The sequence below is a fragment of the Brachybacterium sp. JB7 genome (genome assembly GCF_003335205.1).
Classification (GTDB): domain Bacteria; phylum Actinomycetota; class Actinomycetes; order Actinomycetales; family Dermabacteraceae; genus Brachybacterium; species Brachybacterium alimentarium.
Map to the genome: position 1 here is coordinate 13,835 of NZ_QPGN01000024.1, position 21,703 is coordinate 35,537.

General features: G+C 70.6%; 18 protein-coding genes. 9 read left to right on the forward strand and 9 right to left on the reverse strand.

The window, feature by feature from the left end; translation table 11 throughout:
* Positions 1–180 precede the first annotated feature (180 nt).
* Positions 181–669: a type II toxin-antitoxin system HicA family toxin gene (locus tag CIK81_RS18245; protein ID WP_158542082.1), complete on the forward strand. Its 489-nt coding sequence runs from the start codon at positions 181–183 to the stop codon at positions 667–669.
* 191 nt (positions 670–860) lie between these two features.
* On the opposite strand, the gene CIK81_RS16520 is transcribed toward CIK81_RS18245, so the two are convergent.
* Positions 861–1,514, reverse strand: a complete 654-nt coding sequence (locus CIK81_RS16520) for a MerR family transcriptional regulator (RefSeq protein WP_114355920.1) — start codon at positions 1,512–1,514, stop codon at positions 861–863.
* A gap of 82 nt (positions 1,515–1,596) precedes the next feature.
* Between CIK81_RS16520 and CIK81_RS16525 the strand changes: the two genes are divergently transcribed.
* Both CIK81_RS16525 and CIK81_RS16530 read left to right on the forward strand, forming a co-directional pair.
* On the forward strand, positions 1,597–2,136 hold the full coding sequence (locus CIK81_RS16525; protein WP_114355921.1) for a DUF2306 domain-containing protein: 540 nt from the start codon (positions 1,597–1,599) through the stop codon (positions 2,134–2,136).
* A gap of 218 nt (positions 2,137–2,354) precedes the next feature.
* On the forward strand, positions 2,355–4,154 hold the full coding sequence (locus CIK81_RS16530; RefSeq protein ID WP_114355922.1) for a BCCT family transporter: 1,800 nt from the start codon (positions 2,355–2,357) through the stop codon (positions 4,152–4,154).
* A gap of 137 nt (positions 4,155–4,291) precedes the next feature.
* Here CIK81_RS16530 and CIK81_RS16535 read toward each other — a convergent pair whose 3' ends face one another.
* Together CIK81_RS16535 and CIK81_RS16540 are read right to left on the reverse strand one after the other, a co-directional pair.
* Complete coding sequence (locus tag CIK81_RS16535; protein ID WP_114355923.1) at positions 4,292–5,302, reverse strand: bile acid:sodium symporter family protein; 1,011 nt, start codon at positions 5,300–5,302, stop codon at positions 4,292–4,294.
* Between the two features lie 106 nt (positions 5,303–5,408).
* Positions 5,409–6,914: a glutamate--cysteine ligase gene (locus tag CIK81_RS16540; RefSeq protein ID WP_114305005.1), complete on the reverse strand. Its 1,506-nt coding sequence runs from the start codon at positions 6,912–6,914 to the stop codon at positions 5,409–5,411.
* 286 nt (positions 6,915–7,200) lie between these two features.
* Here CIK81_RS16540 and CIK81_RS16545 point away from each other — a divergent pair, with 286 nt between their 5' ends.
* On the forward strand, positions 7,201–8,412 hold the full coding sequence (locus tag CIK81_RS16545; RefSeq protein WP_096164303.1) for an NAD(P)/FAD-dependent oxidoreductase: 1,212 nt from the start codon (positions 7,201–7,203) through the stop codon (positions 8,410–8,412).
* 116 nt (positions 8,413–8,528) lie between these two features.
* Here CIK81_RS16545 and CIK81_RS16550 read toward each other — a convergent pair whose 3' ends face one another.
* From CIK81_RS16550 to CIK81_RS16565, 4 genes are all read right to left on the reverse strand, one after another.
* Positions 8,529–10,052: an OFA family MFS transporter gene (locus CIK81_RS16550; protein WP_096164334.1), complete on the reverse strand. Its 1,524-nt coding sequence runs from the start codon at positions 10,050–10,052 to the stop codon at positions 8,529–8,531.
* A 147-nt stretch (positions 10,053–10,199) separates the two neighbouring features.
* A complete protein-coding gene (locus CIK81_RS16555; RefSeq protein WP_096164333.1) occupies positions 10,200–11,726 on the reverse strand; it encodes a tripartite tricarboxylate transporter permease in 1,527 nt (508 codons plus the stop codon).
* Positions 11,726–12,484, reverse strand: a complete 759-nt coding sequence (locus CIK81_RS16560) for a tripartite tricarboxylate transporter TctB family protein (protein WP_158542083.1) — start codon at positions 12,482–12,484, stop codon at positions 11,726–11,728. Before CIK81_RS16560 ends, CIK81_RS16555 begins: the two co-directional genes overlap by 1 nt.
* An 8-nt stretch (positions 12,485–12,492) precedes the next feature.
* Positions 12,493–13,476, reverse strand: a complete 984-nt coding sequence (locus CIK81_RS16565) for a tripartite tricarboxylate transporter substrate binding protein (RefSeq protein WP_096164301.1) — start codon at positions 13,474–13,476, stop codon at positions 12,493–12,495.
* Between the two features lie 214 nt (positions 13,477–13,690).
* Here CIK81_RS16565 and tcuA point away from each other — a divergent pair, with 214 nt between their 5' ends.
* Positions 13,691–15,151 (forward strand): FAD-dependent tricarballylate dehydrogenase TcuA, encoded by a 1,461-nt coding sequence (tcuA, locus tag CIK81_RS16570; protein WP_096164300.1) that lies wholly within the window; start codon positions 13,691–13,693, stop codon positions 15,149–15,151.
* 91 nt (positions 15,152–15,242) lie between these two features.
* Positions 15,243–15,917 (forward strand): GntR family transcriptional regulator, encoded by a 675-nt coding sequence (locus CIK81_RS16575; protein WP_096196342.1) that lies wholly within the window; start codon positions 15,243–15,245, stop codon positions 15,915–15,917.
* 33 nt (positions 15,918–15,950) lie between these two features.
* Here the strand turns inward: CIK81_RS16575 and CIK81_RS16580 are convergent, their stop codons facing one another.
* Both CIK81_RS16580 and CIK81_RS16585 read right to left on the reverse strand, forming a co-directional pair.
* Positions 15,951–16,679: a hypothetical protein gene (locus CIK81_RS16580; protein ID WP_114307641.1), complete on the reverse strand. Its 729-nt coding sequence runs from the start codon at positions 16,677–16,679 to the stop codon at positions 15,951–15,953.
* Positions 16,666–18,093 (reverse strand): MFS transporter, encoded by a 1,428-nt coding sequence (locus CIK81_RS16585; protein WP_114307640.1) that lies wholly within the window; start codon positions 18,091–18,093, stop codon positions 16,666–16,668. The genes CIK81_RS16580 and CIK81_RS16585 overlap by 14 nt, the downstream gene beginning before the upstream one ends.
* Positions 18,094–18,285: 192 nt before the next feature.
* Between CIK81_RS16585 and CIK81_RS16590 the strand changes: the two genes are divergently transcribed.
* The 3 genes from CIK81_RS16590 to nadB form a co-directional block, all read left to right on the forward strand.
* Complete coding sequence (locus CIK81_RS16590; protein WP_096164296.1) at positions 18,286–18,972, forward strand: NUDIX domain-containing protein; 687 nt, start codon at positions 18,286–18,288, stop codon at positions 18,970–18,972.
* 27 nt (positions 18,973–18,999) lie between these two features.
* Positions 19,000–20,346 carry a quinolinate synthase NadA gene (gene nadA / locus CIK81_RS16595; RefSeq protein WP_096164295.1) on the forward strand — a complete coding sequence of 449 codons (1,347 nt, stop codon included), beginning with the start codon at positions 19,000–19,002 and terminating at the stop codon, positions 20,344–20,346.
* 2 nt (positions 20,347–20,348) lie between these two features.
* Positions 20,349–21,703: L-aspartate oxidase (nadB, locus tag CIK81_RS16600; RefSeq protein WP_114355924.1), on the forward strand; the 1,355-nt coding region annotated here is incomplete at its 3' end.

Below are 21,703 nucleotides of genomic sequence, written 5' to 3' on the forward strand. Positions count from 1 at the left end.
CTGCGGAGGAGACCTCGCCCGCAGCGGCCCTCGCCGACGCGACGAGCGAGGAGTCGCCCTCCGATCGGCTGCCCGGTCGCGGCGACGACGGCTGGAGCGCAGCGTGCGGCAGCGCCCCGCCGCCGCTGCCGTGCACAGCTCGCCCCGGAGGATCCGCGACCGCGGCCGCGCCCCCTGCGGGTGGACGGGGACGACATCCGCGCCGTCGGCGTCGAGGACCTGCGCACCTCGCGGATCGTGGAGGTCGTGGCCGAGCCGGAGGATGCCTGGACGGCGGACGCCGGGGCCAGCGATCATTTCCTGCGCGGCGGGCTCGTCGTACAGGTACGGCGGGCCGACAACGCCGTGATCGGCGTGTTCTCCTCCCGGTATGCGCTGTCGGTGCGGCCGGAGGACTACGAACCGGCTCTCGACATCGCCGAGGACGCCGCCGGGCCAAGCGCACGCGGCGGTCGAGGGACGAGACACCCCACCAGCCGTCGGGAGCTGCTGCGCCGGATGGAGTCGGCCGGATTCGTGGTCACGCCCGGCTCGACCCACGGCCGGGTGACCCACCCGGACCATCCCGGGCTCGTGGTCCCCTTCGCCTCGACCCCCTCGGATCGTCGCTTCACGCGCCATGCGGTGGCCCAGATCCGGCGAGTGTTCGGGATCGATCTGCGCCGCTGAGCGAGAGGTCCGGAGCGAGACGGCCCCGGACGAAGAAGTGCCCCGGCTCGTCCCCACGAGCCGGGGCCATCCCTTCCCCCGCGCCTCCGGAATAGTGGGAAGTCCGCTTCCTCCTCAGTCGGCGGTCCCTCCGGTGACGCGTTGAGACGAGTACACACGGTCTCCTGGAAAAAGCTCTGCGACGGTGCTGTTCATTCCCTGGGAAGCTCGCTGGCCTGCACACTCAGCGACGTGTGGCCGAGCGCCCGCAGCACATGGACCAGTCGGTCGAACGCGATCGTGCCGGAGACCGCGCGCAGCACCACCGCGTCGTCCGACGGCTCCTGCCCGGCGGCGCTCCCCATGCGCAGATACTCCAGCTCCCGTTGTGCGATCCGGCTCATCGGCTCGGCATAGTGCAGCAGCGTCTCGGGGTCCGACGGCATCTCCCAGCTCTCGAGAGTCCGTACCAGGGCGTCGAGCGCTCGCCGGGGGACGGAGTCGATGTCCGGCCATCCCAGGCGCTCGAGCATCACCGCGACCGACGGATGCTCGTCCCGCGGGCGCTCGCCTCCCGCCGGCTCCACGTCAGCACCCAGGGTGATCGCCTGCGCCTCCTCGAGCGCGGCGATCAAGGGCACGGCCGGATCGTCGAGCAGCGCGGCCAGGCGTCGGATCCGGGGGATCGGGGCGTCGGCCATCTCGCGCAGCACCCGGATCAGCTCGAGGCGCTCCAGATGGCGCGGGCCGTATTCCTGACGGGTGGCGGTGAGTCTCGTACCCGGTGGGAGCAGGCCTTCGCGCCGGTAGTACTTGATCGAGGCAGTGCTGCACCCGCTCGCCGCGGCCAGTTCCTGCAGCAGCATCTCTTCACCGTCCCTGGATAGTGCGGGGACCTGCGACTATCTTGATGGCGCGGTCCTGGATAGTGACACTATCGTCTGGTGCATGGGGTCGCTCACGCCAGTCATCGCCGTCCACGCCGTCGCCGCGCTGTACGTGCTCCTGCTGGGGCCGCTGCAGATCCTGCGGCCACGACGCGACCGGGCCCACCGGATCCTCGGAGGGACGTGGGTCGCGGCGATGCTGGTGGTGTGCGGCGCGAGCTTCGGGATCATGCCCGACGGGTTCTCCTGGCTGCACGGTCTCTCGCTGTGGACCCTCACCTGCATGGTGATCTCCCTGTCCGCGATCCGTCGCGGGAACGTCGGCGTGCATCGCGGCTTCATGATCGGGTCCTATCTGGGCACCCTCACCGCGTTCGCCTTCGCGGCCCTGGTGCCCACGCGCCTGATCCCCCAGCTGCTGCACAGCGATCTGCCCATGGTGCTGATGACAGTGCTCGGCGTGGCCCTCCTGGTGGGATGCTTCGCGCTGCTCACCATCCGCAGTGCGAGGGCTGACGCGACCGGGGCCGCCATCGACGAACAGAGCGCGCAGCCGCGCAGTCAGCCCGCGACCGGACCGCTCGGCCAGCAGGATTCGTGAGCTCCCGAGCGCCGGGGCTGACCGGCCGGTCGTCTCGCCCGCAGGTTGCGGGCCGGCAGGACGGCTGACCGAAAAATCTGGCGCGCGAGTCCGGAAGGCGTGCCCGGGGCCTGCGCGACATGGAATACTGCCCGCACTGACCACCGCTCTTGAAGGCCCCCCGCCGCGGAGTGCACGGCATGCACCACTCCGCGCGTCCCCGACGAGGAGTCGAGACGATGCTGACGAAATTCCATGACGCCCTCCGCCTGCGAACATCGCCGGTGATCTTCTTCGGCTCGGCGGCGATCATCATCGCCTTCGTGGTCGGGACGATCGCCTTCACGGAACCTCTGAACAAGGCGACCACGGCGGCCTCCGACTGGCTGCTGACGAATCTGGGATGGTTCTACATCCTCGGCGTCACCGTGTTCCTCGCGTTCCTGCTGTTCATCGCGATGGGCCGCTTCGGTCGCGTGAAGCTCGGACCGGACGAGGAGCCGCCGGAGCACTCCGGCGGGGCCTGGTTCGCGATGCTGTTCGCGGCCGGGATCGGCTCGATCCTCATGTTCTGGGGCGTTGCGGAGCCGATCAGCCACTTCGGCAACCCGCCCCGCGGGGTGGAGCTCGGCCTCGAGGCCGGAACCTGGGGCGCCGCCCGGGACGCCATGAACTTCACCTACTACCACTTCACGCTGCACACCTGGACGATCTTCACGCTGCCGGCGCTGTGCTTCGCCTACTTCATCCACAAGCGCAACCTGCCGCCGCGTGTGAGCTCGATCTTCCAGCCGATCCTCGGTGAGGGCATCCACGGCCCGATCGGCAAGTTCATCGACATCGTCGCGATCATCGGCACCATCTTCGGCATCGCCGTCTCGGTGGGTCTGGGCACCCTGCAGATCAACGGCGGCCTCAATCAGCTGTTCGGCGTGCCCGAGACTGCGGGCTGGAACCTCATCATCATCGGCGTGGTCTGCGGGCTCGCGCTGATCTCGGTCTCGCTGGGCCTGGACAAGGGCATCAAGGTCCTCTCGAACATCAACATCGTGGTGGCCGTGCTGCTGCTGCTGTTCGTGCTGGTGGCCGGCGGCTCGACGCTGTTCATCCTCAAGGGGACGCTCGAGTCCTTCGGTAGCTACCTGGTCAACCTGCCCGAGCTCGCGCTGTGGAACGACACCATGTCGAACTCCGGCTGGCAGAACACCTGGACCGTCTTCTACTGGGCCTGGACCATCACCTGGTCGCCGTTCGTGGGCATCTTCATCGCCCGCATCTCGAAGGGCCGCACCATCCGCCAGTTCGTCTCCGGTGTGCTCGCCGTCCCCGCGGGCTTCTCGGTGATCTGGTTCGGCATCTTCGGCTATGCCAGCTTCGACATCGAGCTCAACGGCGAGGGCGGCCTGGTGGATCGGGTCGTCGGCGAGGACGACATCCCCGGTGCGCTGTTCGCGTTCCTGGATCACTATCCGCTCGCATTCCCCGTGTCGGTGATCGCGATCATCCTGGTGATCATCTTCTTCGTGACGTCGGTGGACTCCGCCGCCCTGGTCACCGACTCGATGGCCAACGGCCATGAGGACTACAACCCGCTGGGGCAGCGCATCTTCTGGGGTGTGTCGATCGCCCTGGTCACCGCCGCCCTGCTGGTGTTCTCCGGCGAGGACGGGCTCACCGCCCTGCAGTCGACGATCATCCTCGTGGGCCTGCCGTTCTTCATCATGGGCTGGTTCCAGATGTACGCGCTGCTGCGCGCGCTGAAGGAGGACGCCGGAGAGATGCCCAGGATGCGCACGCGCGAATGGGCGCAGGTGCTGCCCCCCGAGGAGTACGAGCGCCGCGAGGACGACGCCGAGTTCGACACCGAGGACTACGTCGTCGAGCCGACGTACACCACGGAGATCCCGATCATGCGCGACCCCTACGAGGACGTCGAGGAGGTCGAGCCGGAAGGGGCAGCCGGGAGCGGAAGCCTGGCGGCCCGCACGGGAAGCTCCCGCCCTGAGCTGCCCGAGGACGGACGCCCGCAGTCGCGCTGACCGGGCCGCCCCGCCGACCGCACGGACGCACGGCAGCACGGGCCCGGACGGTGCGCTGATCCGGCAGGGCCCGAGACGACGAAGGGCCGACGCCCGCGGAAACGGTGCGTCGGCCCTTCAGGCTGTGCGGGGACAGCTCAGGCGGCGTCGGCCTGCTGAGGATCCGCCGGCTGACGGTCGACCTGATGACGATCGGCGCTGCGACGGTAGTACATCGCGAGCATCGCACCGGAGAGGTTGTGCCAGATGGAGAAGATCGCGGCGGGCAGAGCGGCGGCAGGGCTGAACGCGCTGGCCGCGAGAGTCGCGGCGAGTCCCGAGTTCTGCATGCCCACCTCGATCGAGGTGGTGCGGGCGGCGCGCTCACCCTGACGCAGCAGGCGAGCGGCCCAGTAGCCGATCAGGTAGCCCAGGCCGTTGTGGAGCACCACGGCGAGCAGCACGATGGCGCCCGCGGAGACGATCGCCTCGGTGGAACCGCTGACCACCGCGATGACGACGAGCGAGATACCGGCGACGCTGACCCAGGGCAGGGCCGGCAGGACCGTGTCGACCAGCTTCCCGAGCACCAGGCGCACCACGAGACCGCCGATCACGGGGATCAGCACCATCTTCACGATGGACATCGCCATGCTGCCGGCATCCACGGGCAGGTAGGAGCCGGCCAGCCAGAGCGTCAGCAGCGGGGTGAGCAGCGGTGCCAGCAGGGTCGAGATCGACGTCATCGTCACCGACAGCGCGGTGTCCGCCTTGGCGAGATAGGTGATGACGTTCGAGCTGGTGCCGCCCGGGGCGCAGCCCACCAGGATCACGCCCACGGCGAGCTCCGGCGGGAGCTGCAGCAGGAGGGAGACGCCGAGGCCCACCAGCGGCATGATCACGTACTGCGCCACGACCCCGATCAGCACCGGCAGCGGCCGACGGGCCACGAGGCCGAAGTCCGGCAGGGTGAGGGTCAATCCCATCGCGAACATGATGACGCCGAGATAGAGGCTGGTGTGCGGCGCGAGCATCTGGCCGACATCCGGCACGAAGAAGCCGAAGGCGGCGGCGAGGAGGATCAGTGCGGGGAACACGGTCACCGCGATGCGGGCGGAGCGGTCCTCGGAGGTGAGGGCGGGCTTCGCCGGGGCGGAGGAATGGGTCATGCGCGCACACTACGACCGCTCCCGTCATGCGAGACCCTGATCTCGACATGTGGACGATGGTGCGGGTGGTGCCGGGGGCGCGGACAGCGCCCCCGGCGCTCGGCGCTCAGGACGTGCGCGACCGCTGTCTCGCGGGGACGGGCCAGGCGTGCACCGGCTCGCCCGAGTCGACGCCCTCGCGATACAGCCGGGTCATCTCCGCGAGCGCTTCGGGGCGGCTCGCCCCGCGCAGCTCGAGCGAGGTGACGGTGTCGATCTGCCACCGGGCGCCGTTGCGCCCCGTGCCCGTGCGCTCGGTGAGGATCTGCCCGTAGTGCTCGGTGACCTCCGCATCCGCACCGAGGGTCCGCAGCCCGTCCATGGCCTGAGGGATGAGCTGATCGCGCAGCAGATCGGCCACGCGGACGCGCCCCACCTTCGGCCAGCGCACGCGTGCCTCGAGACCCCACCGAGCGCACTGCTGGAACGACTCGTCGGCCTGCTCGAAGCTCATCCGCGACCACAGCGGGCGGCGCTCGTGCACCAGCGTGTGCAGGATCCCGTAGAAGAAGGCGGCGTTGGCGGCCATGTCCGCGGCCGTCGGTCCCGCCGGCAGCAGACGGTTCTCCAGCCTCAGATGCGGCACATCGGTGCTGGGATCGTAGATCGGGCGGTTCCAGCGCCACACCGTGCCGTTGTGCAGCATCAGCTCATGCAGCCGTGGTGAGGAGCCCTCGGTGAGCAGCGGTTCCTCGGCCATGTCCCGGGACTCCGGGATCAGCGCGGGGAACAGGCGCACGTTCTCCTCGAACAGGTCGAACATCGAGGTGATCCAGCGCTCGCCGAACCACACCCGCGGCCGCACGCCCTGCGTGGCGAGCTCGGGCGGACGGGTGTCCAGGGCCTGTACGAACGTCGGGATCCGGGTCTCGTGCCACAGACGCTTGCCCAGCAGGAACGGTGAGTTCGCGGCGAGTGCGACCTGCGGACCGGCGATCGCCTGCGCGGCGTTCCAGGCGGCGGCGAACTGCTCGGGCGGGACCTGCAGGTGCAGCTGCATCGAGGTGCACGCCGATTCCGGGGCGATCGAGTCGAAGGTGGTGTCCAGCCCCTTCCCCTCGCCGTCGATGCGGAGGTTGATCTCCTCGCCACGGGCCTCCATCACGGAGTTCTCGAGTGCTTCGTAGCGGGCCCCGGGGGCTCGCCAGTCCTCGCCGGTGAACAGCTCCTCGGTGATGGTGGGGAGATGCCCGATCGGGATCACCCGCGCGCCATGGCGCCGGGCCGCGGCGTCAGCCTGCTCCATCTTCGCGGTCAGCTCGGTCTCCAGGTCCCGCAGACCCGTCCCGGTGGGGTGGGTGACGGGCAGATTGGCCTCGAGGTTGAAGCGACCGATCTCGTGGACGAAGTCCTCGTCGTCGAGGTCCTCCAGAACGGTGTCGACCAGCAGGGCCGGGGCCATCCCCTCGGTCTCGGCGAGGTTCATCTCCAGCTCGACACCGACGGTGCCCTCGTCGATGAACTCCGCCGTGTCCAGGAACGACTCGAAGAGGTCCAGGTTCCGGCGCAGCTCCTGGCGATAGCGGGTGCGCTGGGAACGGGTGTACTCCGTGGTGCCGATCTCGCGTCCCATGGTGACCTCCGGGTCGATGGCGGGGTGATCCCGCAATCCAAGCACGCCGCGTGCCGGGCCGGGTACCAGGCGCCGCCCTGCGGAACGACTGGTCGGGTGCGGGTGCGGGTGCGGGTGCGGTGCGGGAGCGGCCGGTGCCGAGGCCGACGACACAGGGCGCAGTCCGCGTCGAGGGGACCGGACGCGAACGGGAGCGGGACATCGGGACGATTGCTGAGCGCCCTGCCCAGGCATAGCGTGGATGCAGCGGGACGGTCCTGCGGACGTTCGATGAAGGAGCGCTTCCATGCCCGATCTGAAGAGCAGCTACGACCACGTGATCGTCGGTGGCGGGGTCGCCGCTGACAAAGCGGCCCGAGCGGTGCACGAGAAGGCACCGGACGCGACGATCGCGATCCTCTCGGCCGACGCCGACGGACCCGTCTACCGCCCCGCACTGACCAAGGACCTGTGGCACGGCGACGATCCCGATCCCGCCTCCCAGGACCTCAACACCGCCGAGGAGACCGGCGCCGACCTGCACACCGGGACGCCCGTCACCGCGATCGACACCACGGCGCACTCCGTGACGACAGCTGACGGCGCCACCGTCGGCTACGGGACGCTGCTGCTCGCGACCGGCTCCTCCCCGCGCCGTCTCGGCGCCCGGCAGGACGCGCGCGTGGCGTACCTGCGCTCCGTCGCGGACTACCGCCATCTGCGCGACCTGGTGCAGGAGGGCACCCGCACCGCCGTGGTGGGCGGCGGATACATCGGCAGCGAGATCGCCGCCGGGCTCTCGGCCGCAGGCGCCGAGGTGACCCTGTTCCATTCCGGGGACAGGCTGCTGGGCGGAATGTTCCCCGAGTCGGTCAGCACCCATGTCGCCGAGGTGTTCGCCGAGAAGGGCATCCGCCTCACCGGCGGCTTCCGCCTCGCCGGGATCGACGCCGGCGAGCACCTCACCCTGACCGCCGAGGACGGCCGCAGCGAGACGGCGGACGTCGCCGTGCTCGGCCTCGGTGCCCAGCTCGAGACCTCCCTCGCCCGCGAGGCGGGGCTCGAGCTGGACGGAGACTTCGTGGTGGTCGATGAGCAGCTGCGCACCAGCGCCCCGGACGTCTGGGCGGCGGGCGACATCATCCGCTTCACCGATCCGCTGCTGGGCGACCGGCACGTCGAGCACATCGACCACGCGGAGGCCTCTGGTGAGGCGGCGGGGAGGAACATGGTCGGCGGTCAGGAGAAGTACGAGTACACGCCGCTGTTCTACTCGGATCTCTTCGACGACGGCTACGAGGCCGTCGGCCGCCTCGATGCGTCCCTGGAGACCGTGGAGACCTGGGATGTCGACCACGGTGCCGCGGTCGTCCACTACCTCGAGGGCTCCGAGGTGGTGGGCGTCCTGCTGTGGAACACGTGGGACGCGGTGCCGACGGCGCGCGAGGTCATCGCCGCATCCCAGGCGGGGAGGCTGAGCCCGGACGAGCTGGCGCAGCAGATCACTCCCGGAGGCTGATCCGCGCGGGCCGGGCCAGCGGGTCGCCCGGCCATGCCTCGAGCCGGCAGGCGGGACTGTCGAGCCGGCAGGCGGGACCCTCGGGCCGCCGGGCCGGCCCGAGGGCCCCGGTCGGGTCAGGCGGTGAACAGCGCGACGGCGCGGATCGCGGTCTCGACCAGTCCGTAGGCGAGGGCCGCGACCACGAGCACGGCGAGCGCGCTCGCCACCACCGTGTGGCTCGCGCCGGCCTGGGCATGGGCGTCCGTGCCGCCCTTGCCGTTGATCGCGTCATGGGCGCCGGCGCGGTCCGCCTCCTGCTTCCGCGCGACCACCGCCTCGTCCTCGAAATGCCTCTCCGGGACCCGACGGATCAGAAGGTTCGCCACGAAGCCGACGGCGAGGATGCCCGCCATCAGCCACATCGAGAGCCTGTACAGCTCCATGCCGGAGTGCCCGGCGGAGGCCTGGGATTCGACGATGGTGTTGACCAGCAGTGGCCCTGCGACGCCGGCGGCCGCCCAGGCCGTCAGCAGCCGCCCGTGGATCGCGCCCACCTGGTACACGCCGAACAGGTCCCTCAGGTAGGCGGGGACGGTGGAGAAGCCGCCGCCGTAGAAGGAGATGATCACCAGCGCGGAGAGCACGAAGAGCGCCAGCGAGTGGGAGCCGACGGTCGCGATCACGACGTACAGGATCGCGCCGACGCTCAGGTACAGCGCGTAGTTGAGCCGGCGTCCCAGGTAGTCCGAGGTGGTGGACCACACGAAGCGTCCGGCCATGTTGGCCAACGACAGCAGCCCTACGAAGCCGGCGGCCGCCGCAGCGGCGATGCCGAAGCCGTCGGTGATCATCGGGGCGGCGTTCTCGAGGATGCCGATGCCGGCGGTGACGTTCGTGAACAGCACGATCCACAGCAGCCAGAACTGGGGCGTGCGGATCGCCTGCTTCGCGGACACGGAACCGGAGGTCTGTGCCGGATGGCTGGTGGCGTCGGCCGGATCGAATCCGCGCGGCAGCCAGTCCGGATGGGGGAGGCGGATCACGTAGGCGCCCAGCGCGATCGCCAGCAGATAGCAGCCGGCGAGCGTGAGGAAGGTCGGGGTGAGGCCCGCGACCAGATGCTCGGGGTCCTGCCCGCCGCCGAAGAGCGCCATCAGCTTGTTCGAGGCAGGGCTGGCGATCAGCGCGCCTCCGCCGAAGCCCATGATCGCCAGGCCGGTGGACAGGCCCGGACGGTCCGGGAACCACTTCATCAGCGTGGAGACCGGGGCGATGTAGCCGATGCCCAGGCCGATGCCGCCGATGACCCCGTAGCCCAGGTAGACCAGCCACAGCTGACCGGCGGAGATGCCGATCGTGGAGACGAGGAAGCCGAGCACCCAGAACCCGCCGGCGGCGACCATCGCCATCCGGGGCCCGACGCGCTCCACCCACGTCCCGGCGATGGCGGAGGAGATGCCGAGCATGGCGATGGCGAGGGAGAAGATCCAGCCGACCGCCACCTCCCCGACGTCGAAGTGGCTCTGGAACGGAGCCTTGAACACGCTGAACGCGTAGACCTGCCCGATGCACAGATGGATGGCCAGCGCGGCCGGCGGGATCAGCCAGCGGTTGAAGGTCGTCGGCGCGATGATCGCCGAACGGTCGAGGACGGTCATGAGGCCTCCGGAGGGGGACAGGGTGAGAGCGTCGACGGTGACGCCCATCGGGCGAGGATAGGGTTCTCCGACCGTTCCGCCCACCTCTTGGGGCCGGTGTCGCGATCGGGGTCGACGGATCGACGCAGCGGTGCCTCCCGCGCGTGCTCAGCCCGCCACGGCGGCAGCCCGGCGATCCGCACGACGGTGGCGCACGTGCTGCACGGCGGAGAGGATGACGATGCCGGCCAGCACGATGTACACGATGATCGTGATCGGGCTGCTCACCAGGATCGACGGGTCGCCCTCGGACACGGCGAGCGCGCGGCGCAGCTCCGTCTCGGCGAGCGGTCCCAGGATCACGCCGATCAGCAGGGGCGCCATCGGCATCCCGAACCGTCTCATGAGGTAGCCGAACGCTCCGAGCGCGATCAGCACGTACAGGTCGAAGTACGACGACGAGATCGCGTACACGCCGAGCATGGCGAGGATCGTGATCCCCGCGTACAGGTAGTGCTGGGGGATGTACAGCAGGCGGGCCCAGATCGGGGCCAGGAAGATGTTCAGGGCCAGCAGAGCGATGAGCCCGATGAACAGCGAGGCCAGCAGGGTCCACACCAGGTCGCCGCTGCGCTGGAACAGGAGCGGGCCGGGCTGCATCCCGTACTGCTGGAAGGCCGCCAGCAGGATCGCGGCGGTCGCGGAGGTGGGCAGGCCCAGCGCGAGCAGGGTGCCCAGCGCCGTGCCGGCGGTGGCGTTGGCCGCGGCCTCCGGGGCGGCGAGCCCCTTGATGGAGCCGGTCCTGCCGAACTCGGGATCGTCCTGCCGATCGGCGAGGCGCTTCTCGGTGCCGTAGGCGAGGAAGGTGGGGACCTCGGCGCCGCCGGCGGGGATCATCCCGAAGGGGGTGCCGAAGGCGGCACCGCGCAGCCACGCGGGCAGGGCCTTGCGGAAGTCCGCCCGGCTGATGCGCGCCACCCCGCCCGGGTCGATCTTCAGGCTCTCGGGGTCGCGGTGGATGCGCGAGGCCACGTGGAGCACCTCGCCGAGGGCGAGCAGTCCCACCGTCACCACGACGATGTCGAAGCCGTCGAACAGCTCGGGGATCCCGAAGGAGAAACGTTCCGTGCCGCTGGGACCGTCGATGCCGACCAGCGCGAGGGCCACGCCGAGCATGAGGGCCGCGAGGCCGCGGGTCATCGATTCGGACACCACGGAGGAGATCGCGAGGAACGCGAAGACGGCCAGTGCGAAGTACTCGGCCGGGCCGAAGGACGTCGCCATGGTGACCAGGAACGGCGAGAAGAACACGACGACGGTGGTCGAGATGAGTCCGCCGATGAAGGCGCCGATGGCAGCGGTCGCCAGGGCCACGGCCGCGCGTCCGTGGCGCGCCATGCGGTGGCCCTCGAACGTCGAGGCGATCGCGGAGGATTGGCCGGGGGTGTTCAGCAGGATCGCGGCGGTGGAGTCGCCGAAGAGGCCGCCGAAGTACACGCCGGCGAACATGATGAAGGCCGCCGTGGGATCCAGGGCGAAGGTGATGGGCAGCAGCAGGGCCACCGCCATCGAGGAGCCGAGGCCGGGCAGCACGCCCACGGCGGTGCCCAGCACGGCCCCGATCAGCACGAACAGCAGGTTGTACGGCGTGAGGGCGGCGGCGAAGCCGCCCATGAGCAGGGCGAGCTGGTCGATCACAGGGAGCCTCCGAACAGTGCGGGAAGGGACAGGCCGAGCAGCCCGCCGAAGGCCAGCTGGATGAGGGAGGAGGCCAGCAAGGACACGCCGATGTCGAAGAACGGTCGCTTCGACCCCAGCAGGCGGCACATGCACCAGAACAGGGCCGCGGCGGAGATCACCCAGCCGGCGTACGGCAGGATCACGACGAACCCGACCATGGACAGCAGGACCAGTCCGAGCGTGCGGAGGTCGCTCGAGGGGTTCTTCGCGGCGGTGGCGTGCGCAGCGGCCTCGGCGTCGGCATCGACCACCCCGTCGGCATCGACCACCGCGTCGGCGTCGGAGGGGGTGTCGGTGGGCATCTCGGAAGCGGCCACGGCTGCGGCGACGTCCTTCGAGGAGACGGCTCCGGTGACCGCGGTGGGCGCGCCGGGCGTCCCGGGCTCGGCCAGGCCCGAGATGTCATGGAGCATGTCCGCGGAGAAGTTGCCCTCGAACTCGTCCTGCTCCAGGTCCCGCGGCTGCTCCGGGTGGCGGATCACGTCGACGGCGAGGAGAGCTGCGGCGAGGAGCAGCAGCACGCCGAGGACGACCGGGACGAACTGCGGCCCGATCACGTCCTCGCCGAGCACGTTCATGGTGGTGGAGCCGACCAGCAGCACGATGCCGACGGCCGCCAGCAGCACCACCACGATCAGTTCCTTGCGGACAGCCAGTGCGCTCAGCGGGCGTGCGCCGGCGGGTGCGCTCCTACGGGGGGCGGGTGTCTTCACGGTGCTCCTCACAGTCCCAGGTCCTCGACGATCTCGGCGGCCTGCTCGGCTTCGTCCCGGATGTAGTCGGCGAACTCGTCACCGGTCAGGAAGCTGTCGGTCCAGTCGTTGCGCTGGAGGGTCTCCGCCCAGGCGTCGGAGTCGCGCATCTCGGTCACGATGTCCACGAACTGGTCGCGCACCTCGTCGGTGATGCCGGGGGCGGCGACGACGCCGCGCCAGTTCGACATCGCCACGTCCGTGCCCAGCTCCACGAACGTGGGCACGTCGACCCCGGGCAGGCGCTCTTCGGCGGAGATCGCGATCGCGCGCAGCGTTCCCGCCTCGACCTGGTCGGCGACCTCGTTGTAGCCGGAGACGCCGATGGTCGTGGTGTGCGAGAGCAGCGAGTTCAGGGCCTCGCCGCCGCCGGAGTAGGCCACATAGTTGAGGTCCTCGGGGTCGATGCCGATCACCTGGGCGAGGCGCCCGCTCAGCAGGTGGTCGATGGAGCCGAGGGAGCCGCCGCTGATGGAGGTGCCGCCAGGGTCGTCCGTCCAGGCCTCGAGCAGGTCGTCGAGCGTCTCCAGCTCGGAGTCCGCGGGGACCACGATGGCGGCGTAGTCGTCGGCCAGGCGGGCGATAGGGACCACGTCGTCGAAAGTGGCCTCGCCCTCGCCGAGGGCGATCGCACCCACCATCACGCCCCCGGTGACCAGGAGGGAGCTGGGGTTGCCGGGAGAGCGGATGAACTGGCTCAGGCCGATCGTGCCGCCCGCGCCGGGGATGTTCACGACCTGCACGTTGTTGACGATCGACTCCTCGCGCAGCACCTGCTGGCTCTCGCGGGCGAAGCCGTCCCATCCGCCGCCGGTCGCGGCCGGGGCGATCAGCGTCAGAGTGCTGCGCGCCTCCGAGCCGCCGGCGGTGGAGGCGCCGTTGGCCAGAGCGGCTGCCGTGGTCCCGGCGACCACCGCGGTGAATCCGCCGTACAGCAGAGTCCTGCGTCGCATGGTCCAGTCTCCTCGCACTTCGTCGTGACGCCCCAGCGGCGACAAGGATCACAGAGTGTATGCACAGCGGAGTACTGAGACGCAACAAGAAGACTTGTGTCTTCCAAGAATCCACATGTACGCATTCGTGAACATACGGATACACTCTTCGCGTGGGCCGTCCGGAACGTGGCGGCGCTGGGCCGAGGGCCGTCGGTGAGCAGAGGAGAGCAGCATGGAACGGGACGCGGACGTCATCGTCGTCGGAGGCGGGAACGCCGGATTCAGCGCCGCGCACGCGGCCGCGGAGCGCGGACGCTCCGTCATCGTGCTCGAGCGCGGCGAGGGCCAGACCGCCGGGGGGAACAGCTACTTCACGGCCGGCGCTACCCGTATCGCCCACCAGGGCCTCGAGGAGCTCGCGGAGTTCGTGGAGCCCGATGAGCGGCACGCCGTCTCCACGGTTCCCCCGTATTCGTCCGAGGAGTACCTCGCCGATCTGGAGCGCGTCACCGAGGGACGCAACGACCCGGACCTCAGTCGCGTCCTGGTCGCCGAAGCCCAGCCCACCCTGCGCTGGCTCGCGGGGCTGGGCCTGCGCTATCGCCTGATGTACGAGCGGCAGGCGTACGACCGGCCCGACGGCACCTACCTGTTCTGGGGCGGCCTGCACGTAGGGAACGTCGACGGCGGCAAGGGTCTGATCGCGGACCACACCGCCGTGGCCCGCCGCCTGGGCGAGGACGTGCGCTACGGCCACCGCGCCACCGAGCTGATCGTCGAGGACGGTCGCGTGGTGGGCGTCGTCGCCGAGCACGATGGTCGGCGGGTCGCGCTGCGCGCCGAGTCCGTGGTGCTCGCCGCCGGCGGCTTCGAGGCCGATCCCGAGATGCGCGCCGAGCACCTGGGGGAGCGCTGGGCCGCCGCCAAGGTGCGCGGCACCGCGTTCAACGTCGGCGACATGATCCGGGCGGGGCTCGCGATCGGCGCCGACCGGGGCGGCGACTGGTCCACCTGCCACAGCGTGCAGTGGGACGCCTTCCACGAGCACAACGAGGGCAACCTCGACCTCACCAACCGCCTCACCCGGCAGAGCTACCCGCTGGGCATCCTCGTGAACACCGACGGCGAACGGTTCCTCGACGAGGGCGCGGACTTCCGCAACTACACCTACGCGAAGTACGGCAAGGTCATCCTCGAGCAGCCCGGCTCCCTCGCCTTCCAGGTGTTCGACGCCGTCACCCGGCCGATGCTGCGGGCCGAGGAGTACGAGATGCCGGGCGTCTCGGAGGTGGTCGCCGACTCCCTCGAGGAGCTCGCCGCGGCGCTCGGGATCCCTGCGACGCGCTTCGTCGGCACGGTCGCGGACTTCAACGCCGCGATCGGCGACGCCAGCTTCGACCCCACCGTGAAGGACGGCAAGAAGGCCTCGACCACCCCGCCCAAGTCGAACTGGGCGAGCCCGATCGCGCAGGCGCCGTTCTACGCCTACCCCGTCACCTGCGGCATCACCTTCTCCTTCGGCGGCCTGCGCGGCAGCACCGAGGGCCAGGTGCTCGACGGCGAGGGCAGCCCGATCCCGGGCCTGCTCGTGGCCGGCGAGATGCTGGGCGGGCTGTTCAGCGGGAACTACCCGGGCGGCTCCGGCCTCGCCGCGGGCTCCGTGTTCGGTCGTCGTGCGGGGCTCATCGCCTGATCCCGCAGGCGCGCAGGATGCGGCCGATAGGCTCCGTCATGTCGTCGGAGCAGGACCAAGGACCGGGTGAGACCGGAGGACGGAGGACCGTGTGAACGGCAGGAACGACCGCGAGCAGATCTTCTCGACCCTGCGCTCCGAGATCCTCGACGGCACGCTCGCCCCGGGGACGGCCCTGCGCGAGGTGGCGCTCGCCGAGAGGTTCGAGGTGTCCCGCACCCCGGTGCGCGATGCCCTCTCCCGCCTCGAGCAGTCGGGTCTGCTGTGCCGGGCCCAGCGCGGCCTCGAGGTGCAGAGCGTCGATCCTCAGACGGTCATGCAGGTCTACGACGTGCGGATCCTGCTCGAGGAGCAGGTCGCCGGCGATGCCGCCCTGTACCGCACCGTCCGTGACGTGCTGCGCCTGGAAGCGCTGGTGCAGCGCGACCGGGATCTGGAGACACGGGACGATTCCGCCCTGCGCCGCAGCAACCTGGAGTTCCATCGCGCGATCTGGACCGCCTCGCACAATCCCGTCCTGCACGACCTGCTCGAGCGCCTCTCGCACCACCTGGTCCACGCCCCGCATTCGACGCTCTCCGTGGGCGACCGATGGCAGGAGGCGCTCGAAGAGCATGCGGAGCTGCTGCGTGCGATCGACGAGCGCGATGCCGACGCGGCCCGCGCCGTCGCCAGGCGGCACTTCGAGACCGCTCGCGGCATCCGCTTGGACATCCTGCGGCGCTCGGCCCTCGAGGAGACCGCCGGGACGCTCGGCGAGAGCTGACCTGCACGGAAGACTCGTCCCGTGGGGAACGGGTCAGCTCGGCACCTGCTCGTCGGGTGCCAGTTCGATCGTGCGGGTGGTGCCGTCCTCGAGGGTGACCTGCGCGGTGACCGGCTCGTTCAGCTCGGAGTCGTTCGCCGTGGGCCACCAGGCGCCGAACCAGCCGCCCCCGAGAGTGGCCTCCACGGGGCCGGCCGACGTCTGTAGCCTCAGGCCGACCACGGCCTCACCGACCTCGCCGGCGAGCACGTGCTGGGATGACGGCTCCGAGGTGTCAGCCGGGGCGTCGGAGCCGGCCGTCTCCGCCCCGATCGCCGCGTCCTCGGCGACAGGCTCCATCCCGGCCAGGCCGTTCGCGCGAGTCAGCACGCCGTCGTCCGGGACCGCGGGCGCCTCTTCGTCGACGTCGGACACCATGGAGATCGAGTTCCAGCCCTCGTCGACCTCCACGGCCAGGCAGGTCAGGGTGCTGCCGTCCCCCTTCGTCCCGACGAGCAAGCTCGCGATGCCGCGCTGCTCCGTGATGTGGATGTCGAGCGCGGCGGTGCTGTCGGGCTGCTGACAGGAGCGGAGGGCGTCGCTCGCGTCGCCGGGATCGTCAGCTGTCTCCGTCCACGACGCGGCGACGGTGGCGGGTGGTCTGGTGGCCACGATCCAGACCGCGACCAGTACGGCGACGACGACCGCCGCGGCCAGCACCAGGAGCAGTGTCCATCGTCTCGAGGGCGGTGTCGCGGGCTCGGTGGTGTCATCTCCGACCATGGCCCGAGTGTGGCACGACAGTGCCCGCCCCGGCCTCGTCGTCCTCCGTGGGGTCCTCCCGCGTGACGTCCCGGGAGGCGACCCGGCTGTCGGCCGGGATGTCGCCCGTGCCGTCGGACGCGTCGCGTCGGCGCATCTCCCAGCCGGCCGCGACGGCCGCTGCCAGCGTCACCGCCGACATTGCGACCAGCACGATCCCGGGATGCCACCATGCCTGCGCGGTCCATGCCCCGAGCGCGGACGTGGCCAGCGGGACCACGCCGCCCACCGTGGCGGCCACGGCGTAGGCGAAGGACAGTGCCGAGTAGCGGAAGCGGCCCGGGAACAGGTCGCTCATCAGTCCGCCGAGCGCCGCCCAGGACATCGTGGGCAGGATCCCGCCCACCACCATCAAGGTCACCAGCACCCCGAAGCCCGCCGATTGCAGCAGGAAGTACAGCGGGAACGCGATCAGCGCCGTGCCCAGGGCGCCGACGCCGACCACCAGCGCCGACCCGGTGCGGGCCGCGAGCGCACCGAAGAGGGGGATCGTGACGAGCTGGAGCAGGGCGCCGATGGTGGCCGCGGTGAGGAGCTGCCGGTAGTCGTAGCCCAGCACCACCGAGCCGTAGTTCATCGTGTACGTGTTCATCAGCGCGTACGAGCCGATGCCCAGCTGCGCGGCGCCCACCGCGATGATCAGGGCGAGCGGCCGATCGCGCAGCATCGACAGCACAGGACGCTCGGCGCGGCCGCCGGTGCGGGCGAGCCGCGCGAACACCGGAGTCTCGTCGATCGCGCGGCGCAGGTAGAGCGAGACCAGCAGCAGCGGGAGCGCGAGGAAGAAGGGCACCCGCCAGCCCCAGTCCTGCATGGCCTGATCGGGAAGGGTCATCGTGAGGCCGAGGAACACCGCGGCCGACAGGATCGAGCCGACGGGGGAGCCGAGCTGCGGGATCGCGGCGTAGAAGGCGCGTTTGAGCGGATGGGAATGCTCGGTGGCCAGCAGCACGGAGCCGCCCCACTCACCGCCCAGGGAGATGCCCTGCACCAGGCGCAGCACCACCAGGCCGATCGCGCCCAGCCAGCCGGCCTGCGCATACGAGGGCAGCGCGCCGATCAGCGCTGTCGCCACCCCCATCAGGCCCACCGTCCACAGCAGGGTGGTGCGTCGGCCCAGTCGATCGCCCATGTGCCCGAAGATCAGCGCGCCGACGGGCCGGATCACGAACGAGACCGCGATCGTGCTGAAGGAGGCGAGTGTGGCGCCGGCCGCGCCGAGCGGTTCGAAGAACAGCGGCCCCACGAAGAACGCGGAGAAGTACGCGTAGAGGTAGAAGTCGAACTGCTCGAGCGAGGTGCCGATCATCGACGCCCAGGCGACGCGCGTCGGAGCGCGCCGGATCGGGGCGGTGGTGGCTGTGGGGGCGGTCATGGGGCTGGTTTCCTGCCGTGTTCTGCGCGAGAGGTGGAGACGGTTACCGAGGTTCTCAGTGCGCGAGTTAAAGTCAGCGGTTTCGTGTCACAGGTCACACGATCGCGTCACGTCATGCACTTCTGGTCCTCGCGACCCTAATGTCTTCGCATCCGTAAAGGTTCCGATGACTTTAACTGGAGGTGTCTGCTCATGGGTGACCAGGTGTCCCTCGCCGTCTCGACGGTCATCTTCGCCCTGCGCCCGCATCCGCGCACCCATCGACCGGTGCTGTGGCTGCCCCTCGTGCGGCGCATCCGTGCTCCTCACCAGGGGAGATGGGCTCTTCCAGGGGGTCCTCTGGCGTCGGACGAAGGCCTCGCCGCGTCCGCCGCGAGGAACCTGCGCGAGACCACCCGGCTCACCCCGCAGTACCTCGAGCAGCTCTACGCCTTCGGCGGTCTCGACCGCGCCTCGACGGCCGACGAGCGCACCGTCTCGGTCATCTACTGGGCGCTCGTGCGCCCCGAGGAGGCCGACGCGGGCGAGGCGGGCGTGAACGTGCAGTGGTTCGTGGCCGACGAGCTGCCCGAGCTCGCCTTCGACCACTCCTTGATCGTCGAGTACGCCCTGTGGCGCCTGCGCAACAAGGTCGAGTACTCCCGCATCGCCGCAGCCTTCCTCGGGGAGACCTTCACCCTCGCCGAGCTGCGCGCCGTCCACGAGGCCGTGCTGCAGCGGACCCTCGACCCGGCGAACTTCCGCCGCCAGATGGAGACCGCCGGACGGCTCGTGGCCACCGAGGCCTTCCGCACCGGCGGCCGCCACCGTCCTGCTCGCCTCTACCGGCACGACCAGTCCATCCACCTCGCCGACAACGGCCCGCTCACCGGTCTCTGACCGCCTCACCCCACGGAGAGCATCACCATGACCACGACAGCCAGCACAGCCACCACCGCCAGCACAGCCACCACAGCCTCGGTCGACCTGACCATCCGCGACATCTCCGCCGGCGCCACCTCCGGCAGCACCTGCTCCACCGAGCTGCTGGACGCCCCGTGGGACGTCGACGCCCGCGACCCCGGCTACGGCCCCGGTGCTTCGATGGCCGATCCGACCCCGGCCGCCGCCCCGCGCCAGGGCGAGATCCCGCAGGAGTACCGCGATGCGAGCGCCGAGGAGCTGGACCGTCGGATCCGTGCCGCGAAGGCCGAGCTCGGCGACCGGGCCGTGGTGCTCGGGCACTTCTACCAGCGCGATGAGGTGATCCAGTACGCGGACTACGTGGGCGACTCCTTCCAGCTCGCCAACGCCGCCAAGGCCCGCACCGAGGCGGAGGCGATCATCTTCTGCGGCGTCCACTTCATGGCGGAGACCGCCGATCTCCTCTCCGGCCCCGACCAGGCCGTGATCCTGCCGAACCTCGCCGCAGGCTGCTCGATGGCGGACATGGCGGACATCGACCAGGTCGAGGAGTGCTGGGAGCAGCTCATGGAGGTCTACGGCGGCGAAGTGCCCGTCGCCGACGGCCGCCTGCCGGTGATCCCCGTGACCTACATGAACTCCTCCGCGGCGATCAAGGGGTTCGTGGGCCGCCACGGCGGGATCGTGTGCACCTCCTCGAACGCCTCGACCGTGCTCGAGTGGGCCTTCGAACGAGGGCAGCGGGTGCTGTTCTTCCCTGACCAGCACCTGGGCCGCAACACTGCCAAGGCCATGGGGATCTCCCTGGAGGAGATGCCGATGTGGAATCCGCGCCAGGTGCTCGGGGGCAACGACGAGCAGACCCTGCAGGACGCGAAGGTGGTGCTCTGGCACGGCTTCTGCTCGGTCCACAAGCGCTTCACCACCGTGCAGATCGAGCAGGCCCGCACTGAGCACCCGGGCGTGCGCGTCATCGTGCACCCCGAGTGCCCGATGCCGGTGGTCGACGCGGCGGACGAATCGGGCTCCACCGACTACATCCGCAAGGCCATCGAGGGCGCCACCGAGCCGACCACCTTCGCGATCGGCACCGAGATCAACCTGGTCCAGCGCCTGGCCGCGCAGCACCCCGAGCACACGATCTTCTGCCTGGACCCCGTGGTGTGCCCGTGCTCCACGATGTACCGCATCCACCCCGGCTACCTCGCCTGGGCGCTGGAGTCGCTGCTCGCCGGTGAGGTCATCAACCGCATCACCGTCGGCGAGGACGTCGCCCAGCCCGCCCGCCTTGCGCTCGAGCGCATGCTCGCCGCGAAGCCCGCGCCGGTGACCACCACCTCGGAGCGCTGAGCATGGGCGCCCGGAACGAGGTGCACACCGACCTGCTGGTGGTCGGCTCCGGGATCGCCGGGCTGACGGCGGCGCTGCGTGCCTCCCGCACCGCCGACGTCCTGCTGGTGACCAAGACGGAGCTCGCCGAGGGGTCGACGCGCTACGCCCAGGGCGGCATCGCCGGAGCGCTCGACCCCGCCGACTCCGCCGCCGCCCACGCCCGGGACACCCTGGGTGCGGGCGCGGGACTGTGCGACGAGGCCGCGGTGCGCGTGCTGTGCGAGGAGGGGCCGACGGCCATCCGCCGGCTGATCGACCTCGGCGTCGCCTTCGACCGGACCGGCGGGCCCGACAGCAGCTACGCGATGTGCCTCGAAGGCGCCCACTCCCGGCCGCGGATCCTCCACGCCGGCGGCGACGCCACCGGACGGGCGATCGAGAACGCCCTGGTCGCGGCGGTCAGGGAGCGGGGGATCGCAGTGCGCGAGCAGTCGGCACTGGTGGATCTGCGGGTCGAGGACGGCCGGGTGGTCGGCGCCGAGCTGATGACGGCCGACGGGACCCGATGCGTGGTGCGGGCGCGAGCGACGCTGCTGGCGACAGGCGGCGCCGGCCAGCTCTTCTCCCACACCACGAACCCTGCTGTCTCAACGGGCGACGGGATCGCCGCCGCCGCACGGGCCGGGGCCGCGCTCGAGGACCTGGAGTTCTATCAGTTCCACCCCACGGCGCTCGCCGCTCCCGGCTCCTTCCTGATCTCCGAGGCGGTGCGCGGGGAGGGCGCGGTGGTGCGCGATGAGCAGGGCCGACGCTTCCTGCCTGAGCACGATCCGCGTGCCGAGCTCGCTCCCCGTGACGTCGTGGCCCGGGCGATCGCCCGGGTCATGGACGCTCAGGAGGGCAGGCCCGTGCTCCTGGACGCGACCGGGATCGGGTCCATTCGGCTGCGGGAGCGCTTCCCCACGATCGACGCGGCCGTGCGCGCGGCGGGCTTCGACTGGGGCCGCGTCCCCGTGCCGGTGACCCCGGCGGCCCACTACTGGATGGGCGGGGTCCGCACGGATCTGGACGGCCGCACCAGCTTGCCCGGGCTGCTCGCCGCGGGGGAGTGCGCCCGCACCGGCGTGCACGGCGCGAACCGCCTGGCCTCCAACTCCCTGCTCGAGGCTGCCGTGTTCGCCGCCCGTGCGGTCGAGGCGGCGCTGTCAGGGTGCGGAGCCGGGGCTGTCGGTGCCGGACCCGCCGAGGTCCCGTGGGCGGTCTCCGTGCCAGCAGGGTCCGCGCCAGGGCTGTCCGTCCTGACCGGCACCGCCGCGACAGCTCGTCCGGATCGTCCGTCGCCTGCCGAGCCGTCGCCTGCCGAGCCGTCGCCTGC